Source organism: Ligilactobacillus ruminis DSM 20403 = NBRC 102161, from assembly GCF_900113455.1.
In the GTDB taxonomy this organism is placed as follows: Bacteria; Bacillota; Bacilli; order Lactobacillales; family Lactobacillaceae; genus Ligilactobacillus; species Ligilactobacillus ruminis.
Genome location: NZ_FOPI01000048.1, coordinates 1 through 10,445, shown reverse-complemented (window position 1 = coordinate 10,445; position 10,445 = coordinate 1). Strand labels below are relative to the sequence as shown.

The 10,445-nt window shown below is 45.2% G+C and carries 8 protein-coding genes; all 8 read right to left on the bottom strand.

Annotated features, from left to right (window positions below; genetic code table 11):
* Positions 1-174: 174 nt before the first annotated feature.
* A complete protein-coding gene (mnmG, locus tag BMZ95_RS10230) occupies positions 175-2,085 on the bottom strand; it encodes a tRNA uridine-5-carboxymethylaminomethyl(34) synthesis enzyme MnmG (RefSeq protein ID WP_046922734.1) in 1,911 nt (636 codons plus the stop codon).
* A gap of 8 nt (positions 2,086-2,093) precedes the next feature.
* On the bottom strand, positions 2,094-3,482 hold the full coding sequence (gene mnmE, locus BMZ95_RS10225) for a tRNA uridine-5-carboxymethylaminomethyl(34) synthesis GTPase MnmE (RefSeq protein ID WP_014074305.1): 1,389 nt from the start codon (positions 3,480-3,482) through the stop codon (positions 2,094-2,096).
* Between the two features lie 156 nt (positions 3,483-3,638).
* Positions 3,639-4,061, bottom strand: coding sequence for a helix-turn-helix domain-containing protein (locus BMZ95_RS10220; RefSeq protein ID WP_225354936.1), 423 nt, complete (start codon positions 4,059-4,061; stop codon positions 3,639-3,641).
* 566 nt (positions 4,062-4,627) lie between these two features.
* Entirely contained in the window at positions 4,628-6,115 is a 1,488-nt protein-coding gene (locus BMZ95_RS10210; RefSeq protein ID WP_046922733.1) for a glycoside hydrolase family 1 protein, read from the bottom strand.
* A 19-nt stretch (positions 6,116-6,134) separates the two neighbouring features.
* Positions 6,135-6,725 (bottom strand): histidine phosphatase family protein, encoded by a 591-nt coding sequence (locus BMZ95_RS10205; protein WP_046922732.1) that lies wholly within the window; start codon positions 6,723-6,725, stop codon positions 6,135-6,137.
* A gap of 463 nt (positions 6,726-7,188) precedes the next feature.
* A complete protein-coding gene (locus tag BMZ95_RS10195) occupies positions 7,189-7,533 on the bottom strand; it encodes a PTS sugar transporter subunit IIA (protein WP_014074309.1) in 345 nt (114 codons plus the stop codon).
* Between the two features lie 15 nt (positions 7,534-7,548).
* Complete coding sequence (locus BMZ95_RS10190; protein ID WP_046922731.1) at positions 7,549-7,866, bottom strand: PTS sugar transporter subunit IIB; 318 nt, start codon at positions 7,864-7,866, stop codon at positions 7,549-7,551.
* 245 nt (positions 7,867-8,111) lie between these two features.
* A complete protein-coding gene (locus tag BMZ95_RS10185; RefSeq protein WP_046922730.1) occupies positions 8,112-9,923 on the bottom strand; it encodes a DUF2207 domain-containing protein in 1,812 nt (603 codons plus the stop codon).
* Between the last annotated feature and the right edge of the window lie 522 nt (positions 9,924-10,445).

Below are 10,445 nucleotides of genomic sequence, written 5' to 3'. Positions count from 1 at the left end.
GTATAGTTTCATTTTATAGCATTGCGAAGATATTTTGTGAATACAAAAAATGGTGTTGAAAAATCATCATCAACACCATTTAGTATAGACCCGGAAAAATGCCAGTTCAAAAATTCCGAAATCACCAAAAAACCGCAAGTCTAATCGACCTGCAGTTTTCCAAATATCGGCTTATCAGTCAACCTTGGCAATCTTTCCCTGTTCGATATACACCGCAAGAATTGCCAGATCGGCCGGATTGACGCCGCTGATTCGGCTTGCCTGAGCCAGCGTTTCCGGCTGAATCTTCGTCAGCTTCTGCATGGCTTCCGTGGCAAGGCCTTCAATTGCGCTGTAATCAATGCGCTCAGGAATCTTCTTTGCTTCCATGCGCTTGAGTTTTTCGATCTGTTCGTATTCTTTTTTGATATAGCCGGAATACTTGTACTGAATCTCGATCTGCTCGATCACGTGGCGATCCAGAGTCTTTTCAGGTGCCGGTATGAAATGCAGCAAATCAGCATACGTGACGTATGGCCGGCGCAGGAAGTCGCTTGCCAAAACGCCGTCCTTTAAGGCGCGATCACCATGTTTTTCAAGGTATTCGTCAACTTCTTTGCCCGGTTTGATGCGAATCGACTCGAGCCTTGCTTCTTCTTCCTTGATGGCTTTCTTTTTTTCAAGGAATTTTTCGTAGCGTTCATCTGAAATCAGACCGATTTCGTGTCCGAGTTCGGTCAAACGAAGATCGGCATTGTCATGACGCAAAATCAGCCGGTATTCGGCACGACTCGTCAAGAGACGATACGGTTCATTCGTGCCCTTGGTTACAAGATCATCGACCATTACGCCGATATAGGCATCGCTTCTCTTCAAAACGATTTCTTCTTTTCCGAGCGCATGACGACCTGCATTGATGCCGGCCAGGATGCCTTGACCGGCTGCTTCTTCATAGCCTGAAGTTCCGTTCGTCTGACCGGCCGTATAAAGTCCGCGCACGAGCTTTGTTTCAAGCGTCGGTCGCAATTGATAAGGTTCCACCACGTCATATTCGATTGCATATCCGGGACGCATCATTTCGGCGTGTTCCAAACCTTCAATCGAATGCACCATCTTGAGCTGAATCTCTTCAGGCATGGAAGTCGACAGCCCCTGAACGTAATATTCATCCGTGTTGCGGCCTTCAGGTTCAACAAACAGCTGATGGCGCTTCTTGTCTGCAAAACGCACGATTTTCGTTTCGATTGACGGACAGTAGCGCGGACCGACGCCCTCGATGGCTCCGGTATACATCGGCGCACGGTCAAGATTGTCCTGAATCAGCTTATGGGTCTTTTCGTTCGTATAGGTCAACCAGCATGAAAGCTGATTCTTGACATCGAGATAGTCTTCATCCTTGCTTTCGTAACTGAAAAGATGCGGCGTCGAATCACCGGGCTGTTCTTCCGTCTTGGCATAATCAATCGTATTCCCGTCAACTCGCGGCGGCGTTCCGGTCTTGAAACGCTTGAGCTTGAAGCCGAGACGTTCCAAGTTTTCTGAAAGCTTGATTGCCGGTTGCGTATTGTTGGGACCGGACGAATACATCAATTCGCCAATGATGATCTTGCCGCGTGCAGCCGTTCCGGTCGTCAAAACGACCGCTTTTGCTCCGTAGCAGGCCCCTGTATTTGTCACGACGCCCTTGATCTTTCCTTCTTCAACAATCAGGTCGTCAACGATGCCTTGGCGCAGCGTCAAATTAGGCTCTTTTTCAAGCGTGTGCTTCATTTCAATCGAATACTGGCGCTTGTCGGCCTGAGCTCGTAACGCTCTGACGGCCGGTCCTTTGCCCGTGTTCAGCATTCTCATTTGAATGTACGTTTTGTCAGTGTTGCGCCCCATTTCGCCGCCCAAAGCATCGACTTCACGAACGACAATACCTTTGGCAGGACCGCCAACGGCCGGGTTGCATGGCATGAATGCCACCATTTCAAGATTGATCGTGATCAAGAGGGTCTTGTTGCCCATCCGACTGGCAGCAAGAGCCGCCTCACATCCCGCATGACCCGCACCAACAACGATGACGTCATAATCGTCGGCTTGATACTTGTTTCCGAATTGCATTTTTTAACCTACTTTCCCAAACAGAATTGACTGAATAATTGATCCAACAGCTCGTCTTCGTAGCTTTCACCGGTAATTTCGCCCAAAAGATTCCAGGCTTCCGTCATGTCGATCTGCACCAGATCGACCGGCATCCCTGAACTGATTCCTTCAAGAACAGAATCAAGCGAATTTTGTGCTTTCTTAAGCAGTGCGATATGTCGAGCGTTCGTTACCATTACCGTTGACTGAGAATTTTCGATTCCGTTGAAAAACAGCTTGGAAATTGCCTCTTCCAAGGCCTCCACACCCTCATTTTTCAAGATCGACGTTGCGTAAACCGGTGCATTTCCCGAAATTTTTGCCAGTTCTTTGCGATCGAGCTTTTCTTCAAGGTCAGTTTTGTTCAAAATGATTATTCGCTTTTTGTCATTGGTCAGTCTGATCAGTTCAAAATCTTCTTTTGTCAGACTTTCCGCTGCATTTAACACCAGCAAAACCAAATCGGACTGCTCGATGGCTTTCTTCGAACGTTCGACCCCGATTTTTTCAACCTTGTCGTCCGTTTCTCTGATGCCGGCCGTATCGATCAGCTTCAACGGGACGCCTGACACGTTGACGTATTCTTCGATCACGTCGCGCGTCGTGCCCGCAACGTCAGTCACGATAGCCTTGTCTTCATGCAAAAGATGGTTCAAAAGACTTGATTTGCCGACGTTCGGACGTCCGACAAGCGCCGTTGCCAACCCTTCGCGCATGATTTTTCCTTGCGAAGCAGTCTTGAGCAGCTGTTCGATGCGCTGCTTGATTTCAATTGCCTTTTCCTTGAGCAGCTTCGTCGTCATCTCTTCAACGTCGTCATATTCCGGATAATCGATGTTGACCTCGACTTGTGCCAAAACGTCCAAAATGTCTTTTCTCAAAGAATCGATCAGGTGAGACAAGTTGCCGTCAAGCTGGTTCAGAGCGATTTTCATTGAACGATCCGTTTTGGCCCTGATCAGATCCATCACCGATTCAGCCTGGGTGAGGTCGATTCTTCCATGAAGAAACGCGCGCTTCGTAAATTCGCCCGGCTCGGCCAGTCTGGCTCCGTTTACCAAAAGCAGCTGCAAGATCCGATTCGTCGCAACGATGCCGCCATGGCAATTGATTTCAACGACGTCTTCTCTGGTAAAAGTCTTTGGCGCAAGCATCAAAGAAACCATCACTTCGTCAATTTCCTCATGGGTTTTCGGATCGACAATATGCCCATAGTTTATCGTATGACTTTTCGCCTGCGTCAAGTCCTTGCCCGAAAAGACTTTTTGCGCAATTGAAACGGCTTCTTCACCGCTCATTCGCACGATCGAAATTGCCCCTTCGCCTGGAGGGGTCGAGATTGCTGCAATTGTATCAAATTCCGTCACCGTAGCCATTTTCTGTTCCTCCTTGAATTATATCACAAAAAAAAGCGCCCCCACGCAGCCGGTTGTCCGAAACAAAACGTGGATAAAGCACTTTCACTACTTCATCGATTTAAGATAAGAATGATTACCTCTAATATAATGTTATTTTCAAGAATTGTCAATTCCCTATTGCAGCCTGAAACTGATCGCTTTGTCAAAAATCGTTGCCAGCGTGATGATTTCATTCATTTGCGGCAAAACTTCCCCTTTTTCGATTCGTTTCAGCCGCGAGACCTTCATCCCGACGGCTTCGGCAAACTGCTTTTGGCTCATCTTCTGATCTTTTCTGAGCTGATGAACCGCCAGCTGAAAGTCAATCTTCAGGTTGTTTTCCTTATAAAATGCAGTGCTTTTAACCTCGATTTCCTCAAATCGATACGCCTCTTTTTTCCCGAATCTTCTTGCAAATCTGTCAGCCTGGTTGAGCTGAACAATGCGCCGTTCGCGCTCAAAAGCACGCTTCATCAATTTGTGCTCTGCTTGAGCCATTTCTTCGATGAATGCTTTTGTCTCAAGACATCCTTTTGCAGGCAGCATATCCTCTTCCAAGCCATTTTCCCCCCAGCGTTTTCTGTCCTAGTCTTTAGCCTAACAGAAGTACGACAAATAAGACAGATGGCAGGAGCGTTTGTAACAAAAATGTAACTTTTTCCAAAAGGATACCGGGCAACCCAGCCATTTTTGTCCGTAATCGTAATCTATCCAGGATCTCACTCGAATTTACGGACAAAGGCTTCATTTTTGATGATTTGTCCGTAAGCAAAACGCATTTTACGGACAATCGGCTATTTTTGACCATTTTGTCCGTAATCGCCATTTTTCGAACAGGCCAATTACGGACAAAGCGTTCATTTTCATCGATGTGTCCGTAAACGGAAGTGATATTGCCAAATGCAGCGCGGACTGACAACACACATCTTTTGGGCTCTTTGATACATGGAAAAGAAGCCGACTCTTTCTGGATATTTCCATCATGGAAAGCGATTGTCATGCATACGCAAAAAACCGGATTGAATTGCAACCAATTGCAAATCATCCGGTTTTTCAGTTTGAGGCATGGTTTTCACGGTCTATTTTAGTTTGAGACACGGTTTTTCAGCCTCTTCTCTGCATTTTTACATCGAAAGGTCAGAACCCTTGCTTTCAATGACTTTCTTATACCAGTAGAACGAATCCTTCGGAATGCGTTTCAAAGAACCATTGCCGCGATCATCGCGATCAACGTACACGAAACCGTAGCGCTTCTTCATTTCGCCAGTTCCGTTTGAAACAAGGTCGATGCAGCCCCACATCGTGTAGCCCATCAGATCAACGCCATCAATGTTGACGGCGTCATCCATCGATTGAATGTTTGCCTGCAGATACTTGATGCGGTAATCATCGTGAATCTTGCCGTCTTCTGCGATTTGATCGTTCCATCCGATTCCGTTTTCAACGATCCAAAGCGGCTTGTGATATCTGTCCCAAAGCGTATTCAATGCCAGACGCAGACATTGCGGATCAGTTGCCCAGCCCCAGGCATTCGTTTCAAGATACGGATTCTTGACGCCGTTCATACCAAGATTTCCGCTTGCCTTTGCCTCAGTTTCGTGCGTCGTCAAAACGCCTGAACCGTAGCAGGAGAAGCTGAGAAAATCAACGGTGTAGTTCTTGAGCAATTCGTAGTCTTCAGGCTCGTCATCAAGCTTGATGCCTTCACGTTCGTATTTCTTCCATTGATAGTCAGGATAACGTCCGCCGGATTGAACGTCCGTGTAGAACAGCATTTGCTGATCATGTTCAAGCACCAAAACCTGATCGGCGGGATCGCACGTATAGGCATATGCCGGTTGATAGGCCAACATTTGACCGACCATCATCTCAGGATCAATTTCGTGCGCTGCTCTGACTGCCTTGGCACTTGCAACAAATTGATTATGGGCGCCTTGAGCCCTGTTTTGAGCATTATCGTCCAAAAGACCGCCGCCCATGTACGGACACATTTCCATGGCATTGATTTCATTGAACGTCAGCCAATACTTGACCTTGCCCTTGTAGTATTTGAAGACGGTCTTGGCATAGTTTTCAAAAATATCGATCATCCTGCGATCATGCCAGCCACGGAAACGAATCATCAGGCTCAGCGGCGTTTCATAGTGTGAAAGCGTCACGAGCGGTTCCATGCCGTATTGATGGCAAAGATCAAAAACCTTGTCGTAAAATGCAAGACCTTCCTGATTAGGTTCAGGATCATCACCGTTCGGGAAAATGCGCGACCAATTGAGCGAAAGTCTGAAGCACTTGAAGCCCATCTCGGCCATCAATTTGAGGTCTTCTTCATAGTGATGATAGAAATCGGTTGCCGTATGACTCGGATAATAGAAACCGTCAACCAAGGCCGGTTCTGCATCCGCTGGAAAATCCAGATACTCTCCGCCCCAGGAAATCGGTGATTTGCCTGTCGTCCCGTCAGCTTTCTTCCAAGTAACGCAGCGCGGTTCCGTTGCAGAACCGTTCGTTACGACGTCAATGGCATTCAAGCCTTTGCCGCCTTCGTCAAATCCACCTTCGTATTGATTGGCAGCCGTTGCGCCGCCCCACAAGAAACTTTCTTTAAAAGCCATTTATTTTCCCTCTTTCTTATTATTTTTCCATATGCACGGGATCAATCACGTCCTCCAAGAAGAAACGTTGTAATTCGGTGTCAAAGTCATATTTGAAAATTCCGCAATTAGGAATGCAATGTTTCTTTAAAATCGGTTCCGGATCTTGCCAAGCAGACAAGAAATTGGCACAGGCACCAGCGTGAGAGACCGCCAGAACCGTGTTGTTTCCGTCTTTGTTCATGACTTCAAGCAAAGTTTTGACGACGCGCTCTCTGACCTCATTTTCATCTTCTCCGCCAAATTGCTTGTAATATCCGGCATGACGTTGTTCTCTTGAAGGATGAAGATATTCGTGTTCTCCTTCAAACATTCCAAAACCCACTTCTCTGATGCCCTTAAGTCTCGCATAAGGCAAGGAAGTGATTAATTCAAGCGTATCGCTTGCTCTTTCGGCTGTTGAACAGCATGCAGCATCAAACTTGATGCCTTCTCGTTCATAATAAGCAGCTGCCGCCTTGGCTTGTTTGATGCCATTTATCGTCAAAGGCGAATCGCACCAGCCTTGAATCTTGCCTTGAACATTGAACAACGTTTCACCATGTCGCATTAAATATAATATTTTCTTCATTTCGTTTGCCTAATATATATACAAATATTTTTACTGACTTTACATTTCACATTATAGCGCTTTCTTTTGGCTGAAGTCAACTATTTTCTTGTCACGAAAAAATTTACTTATATCAGTTTTTATTTCATAAATAAACTTTTACAAGAGGAGATGTCCGGAAACGGCATGCCTCAAATTGAAGACTCAAATGATGCAAATAAGCAAAAAGAGTCCGTCAAAAAAGGCCGTAACCGAGCTCCGACTTTTACGGGCATATTCCAAAAATAGGCATTTTATCCATAATCCACCGGACTGACGCGCAGCACAAATCATGCAGTTGGTGCGCGGCACTGCACTTGACAAAAAGGCAGTTTCCATGCATCAAAATTTAAAAATACCGGACAAAGTCAGTCGCAGGTCGACCGCCCTTGTTCGGCATTTCATTCAAGATAAAAAAACGCGACTTTTTCAAAGTCCTTCTTGCTTAATTTTGGAGTTCTGCGACTCTTTCGTAAACGTCGACCAAATCCTTGGCAAGATCAAGGAAAGTAATCGCATTCATCAAATGATCCTGCGAATGAACGGTCAAAAGCGTAACATTCACATGATTGCCTTGTGCTTCTTGCGTCAGCATCCCAGTTTGGGTATTGTGTGCTTCGACAAGGGCCTGATCGGCATCTTTCAATTTGGCCTTGGCACCTTCAAAGTCGCCGTTTTTGGCGCATGTGATTGCTTCAACTGCAAAGGCTTTGGCATTCCCGGCGTTGATGATCAGCCCCATCGTAATCTGCATCTGTTCTTCTTCAGTAATCTTGTTTTCTTCAGTCATCTGTCGAACCGTCCTTTATTTCATCAAATCAATTGCTTGTTGGAGCACCTTAGGACCGTTCATCATGCCATATGCCGTCATGTCGATTATGGCTAGAGGAATATTCGTTCCTTCAAGCTTGTTTTTGAAATCAGCTTCCAAGTAGCGAACTTGAGGTCCGAGCAAAACGACGTCAATCTTCTTCGTAGCAAGCTGTTGATCGGCATCAGAAGCCGCCGTTGCAAAAATTTCATAGTCCAGACCTTGTTCCTTTGCGGATGCTTGCATCTTTGACACCAAAAGACTCGTGCTCATCCCTGCAGCGCAGCATAACATGATTGTTTTTTCAGCCATAATAATTACCTCCAGAAAACACTGTTAAACGTTAACGGTAACATTGTTGATTTTAGTGATGTTAACCGCTTTCTTTTTACATCATCATTTATAACATATTGGTACAGGTTTGACAAGTACTTTTTTTGGATTGTTTGATAGCTTCTTTGTTGACTTATATCCCCTCTATAAAATGCAGTCTTAAGTATGAAAAAGTGCTCTGGATCGCCAAAGCAGTCCAGAGCACCGTATCTTATATTGCAATTTTAGAACGCACCGCCGCCGGATCCACCGCCGACACCGCCGGAACTTCCGCTGGAAAAGCCGCCGGATCCGCCGCTGGCCGAGGAACTGACGGATGACAGTGCCGAGGAAAACGATTCGGAAAATCCTCTTCCAAAATCAGATCCGGACATGACAAAGATATAGTTTGGCCCCCACGCATCTTCGATGGCCTTTTCGCCGAATTCAAATTTCAATGCGGCAATGACGCGATCGGCCAGATCAAATGCGACCGCATACGGCAAAATCCGTTCCCACAAAATAATGTCGCCGACTTCTTTGAGGTCAAATTTTCCGATGTCTTTCAGCATCTTCTTGAAGCACCGAATCTGATAGCGGAGTTTTCGTCCTTCTGTCGTATACTTGTCATGCGTTCTGCAATAGTAAACGTATGCTGCCCAAACGACCAGATCAAGCACCATCAACAATCCTGCCCCTTTCAAGGTCACGAACGACGTTTCAAAAACGGCAGCCATAATCACTAAAGCAGCCATAATCACTAAAAACGAGATTACGACGGCACAAATGCCAAATGTGATTCCATAGGCGGAATTCTTCTTGTCTTTATAATTCAGCTCATCGGCTTGGTCCTTGGTTGTCCTTGCCCAGCTTTCAAAATATTGATTCAAACGCTTTGAATCTTTGAATCGTCGGCATTTTTTCTTCATCTCCTTGACTGAAAATGAAGTTCCGTCACCGATTCTGGTAAAAAGATAGTCAAGAAACGTTGACTCATCAAGCAGTTTTTCATCCTTCAAAAAGATGCGATAATCTTTTTTGTCTTCATCAGACTTGACGATTTCAAGGCGTCGTTCTCCTGCAAGACGCATCAAATAAGCCGAAAACGCTTGAGTATTCGGGGTGACGTCCTTGTCGATCACATAAGCGACTTCCGGCGTAACGGAAGGAATCTCATATGAATGAACGTACTTTCCTTCCGGTTTGGTCTTATTGCCAGGAGAAACGAAAACCGCCACAATAACGTAAACGACTCCCAAAACAACAACGAATGCCGTAAACAAGCTCTTCAAGCGCCGCCTCTGCTCCCTTTTTACATTGGCTTCTTTTACAAGTTTGGCCTCTTGTTTTTGAATCCTCTTTTTTGCATCCTTGAAAACATGATTGTAACTGTAAGGAACGACATCTTTTGGAAAAATCATATGCGTTTCAACAAAAGTATTTGAAGGGTTGCGATCAAGCGTCATGATTACGCGGCCGGCCTTTTTGTCCACTTTCGTTTGTCCGTCGAGAGGTCCGTGAGTCCATGCCTGCAGCTTGTCGATGTTCTTTTTTGGAAGATTGATCGTAATTTTGACATTATGCAACGAATGATCCCATCCGGTTCCGATGACCTTCCAGTTCAATTCTGCCGTATCATTATAGCAGGTGACCATTTGTTTTAGCGTATAGCCATAAGTAAATACAGCCTTGTCATCCGAAATTTTGTGATACAATTTCAATTTGAAATTTTGAGCATTGTTCTCAACGATTCCGTATGTATTGTCTGCACCGGAATTACCTTCTTCCAATTCAATCGTCTTGCCGTTTTGAGTCACTTGTGCAGAAACGTCCCGAATGCCTTTGATTCCCCTCATGTCCTGGTTGTAGTAAACACCGTGGAAATCCCCGTCAAAATCGTATGCAACGTCTTGTCTGACCCTGGCGTCACCATTATCCAAGATATCAACGTTGACTTCATACTTTGTAATTTCGTAATCATCATCTGCCTTGGCACTGGCAAATCCCAACATCCAAAAGCAAATCATGCTGAAAAAAATAAGCCGTAATTTTTTCATTAATGCCCTCTTTTAAAATACCTATTTTCAATATCTATAATGGAATTATCTCATATTTTCATGAAGCTTTCTATCTTTTTGTCAGCAATAGGTGATTAACGCTCTGAATTTCCACAAAAACAACAAAAAAACCGGGAATATTTCCCGGGAAATAATTATTTTTGACAATCTTTAACTCAAACAATCAGTCAAGTCCTAATTTGTGTGTAAAATATTTTTTCCCAGGCACAAGTTGTGCAGGGGATGCGAATGCATCCATGTCTGTCCATTATCACTCTTGAAGGAGCTGTCAAGGGTGCGCCATCTGCGCACCTCGAAGAGGTTCCCTTGACAGCTTCGGAAAGAGTGATACACCTTACGCAGCTCTTAGTTTTTGTTGTTCCTCTGCCAATTCTTTTAGTTCAGCAACCGTCTTAGACTTGATCATTTTTGCGTAAGTTGCCGGACTGAATATGGCTTTCTTGGAGCTAACGACATCGTTTCTTTCCAACAGAACGGAACCCATCAGCCGCATCAGCGAGT